General features: G+C 67.8%; 1 protein-coding gene and 1 pseudogene. Both read right to left on the bottom strand.

The window, feature by feature from the left end; all coding sequences use genetic code 11:
• Window positions 1-736 (bottom strand): immune inhibitor A domain-containing protein (locus N864_RS22405; protein ID WP_205621042.1); only part of this gene is annotated, 736 nt, incomplete at its 3' end.
• Window positions 737-920: 184 nt separating this feature from the next.
• Window positions 921-1,181 (bottom strand): annotated as a pseudogene (locus tag N864_RS25300) (dienelactone hydrolase family protein); the annotation flags it as partial.

The raw sequence follows: 1,181 nt of genomic DNA, 5'->3' as shown, positions 1-1,181 counted from the left end.
TGCCGTCCTTGTCGTAGTCGTAGCGGTCCCAGACGTCGAACTTCGCGAGGGACTGCTCGATCTGCGCATTCGTCTTCCCAGCGGCGACCTGTGCGTTGTACCAGGCATTGACCGAGTCCTGAACGAACAACCAGGTGCGCGCGCACACGATGTCGCCGCAGTAGTCCGCCCCGTAGTTCGCCTCGTTGTAGGGCACCTTGACCCAGTCGGTCACCGCACCGTTGACGGTGTAGCGGTTCGAGGACTGCTCGAGGTAGAAGTTGCGCATCGAGACGGCTCCCGGCGCCTCGGAGAAGAGCATGTTCTGGTAGTAGGCGGGCGTGAAGTCGGGCGTCCAGATCGTCGTGTTGTCGACGGTGCGGTCCGGTGCCGGGATCTGGTTGCGCACTGGCCCCGGGGCGCCGCCATAGGTGGGGTTGACCGCCGTGCCGAACTCGGCGAGAACGGTCCAGATCGAGTCCTCCCCCTCGCGCTGGAGCTCGACGTACTGGCCCTTGGCCACCTTGGCGACCTTGGCGTCCTTGGCGACCTTGCCGGTCAGCTTGGCCTGCAGGCCCTGGGTCCGCAGATCGGCTTGCCGCTTGCCGAGCGGGTGCTCCCGGTTGTCCTGGTGCGTGGTCGCAGCCGGGTCACCGCCCGGTCCCTGTCCGACGGCCGTCGCCGTCATCCCCCCGGTCGCGAGCGTCACGGTGAGCGCCAGCAGACCAGCCGGGAGAGCAAGAACTCGTCTCCTCATGGTGCTGTCCTAACGGTTGGAGGACGTTGCGCACCCGCGGACCCCGTTGTCCGCGGATCACCGCAGCGTATTCCTGAGAGCATCCTCAGAGAAGGTTCAGAGCCACCTCAATGATGCCGGACTTCGTTGCACACCAATGTGATTCGTCGGCTACGTACCGATTCGACCGGATATGGCCGGCCGTTCACCCCAGCAGGCGGGCGGTGAGAAAGTCGCGCACCGCGGTCACCGCTGCCGGGTGCCGCTCGGCGGTCAGCGTCGCGTGCCCACGCCCCTCCAGCTTGACGGCGATGAACCCGTCACCGAGCAGGCGGCGCAGCGTCTCGAACCGGGTCCCCGTCGACCAGTCGGACCGGTAGCGCACCCCGAGCACGGGGCAGCCGGCGGCCACGCGCTCGACGACGCGCCTCACGTCCGCGGGCGCCAGCCCGAGGTCGGCCGCCCG

Source organism: Intrasporangium chromatireducens Q5-1 (assembly GCF_000576575.1).
GTDB lineage: Bacteria > Actinomycetota > Actinomycetes > Actinomycetales > Dermatophilaceae > Intrasporangium_A > Intrasporangium_A chromatireducens.
This window is presented reverse-complemented; position numbering and strand designations above follow the sequence as displayed.